Source organism: Methylobacterium sp. WL116 (assembly GCF_008039455.1).
GTDB lineage: Bacteria > Pseudomonadota > Alphaproteobacteria > Rhizobiales > Beijerinckiaceae > Methylobacterium.
Window position 1 is genome coordinate 1 of record NZ_VRUV01001130.1, and the last position, 485, is coordinate 485.

Annotated in this window: 1 pseudogene; it reads right to left on the bottom strand. The window is 75.3% G+C overall.

Annotated elements, in window-relative coordinates:
• Window positions 1–485 (bottom strand): annotated as a pseudogene (locus FV223_RS29740) (PepSY domain-containing protein); the annotation flags it as partial.

Here is a 485-nt window from a genome sequence, read left to right on the forward strand (position 1 = left end):
CGCCTGCCCCGCCTTCCGCGCGGCGAGCCCGAGGAGGATGCCGAGGGCGATCATCGCGGCGTCGAACCCGAGGAAGCGCGTCTCGCCGGCGAGCGGATGCAGGCCGGTGGTGAGCGCGCCGACGACCGGCACCGCCAGGAATAGGCCTCCGACCAGCCCGAGGCCTTCGCGCCAGACCGATTCGGCCGGGCGGAGGGCGCCGGCGACCGCCACCAGCGCCCAGGCGCCGAAGAACGTTCCAACCTCCCAATCCGCGCGGGCGGCAAGGTCGAGCGGCAGCAGGCGGTTGGCCAGGAAGTAGGCGGCGATTCCGGCGGGCAGGCCGACGATGGTCCCGACGTTGAGCGTCCGCACCAGCCGCAGGCCGAAGCCTTCCGCCTCCGCCCCTTGCGGCGCCCGCGCCACGGCCCACAGCACGAGCCCGGTGGCGACGGTGGCGGCGCCCATCACCCCGCACAGGAAGAACAGCACGCGCAGGGCCGCGC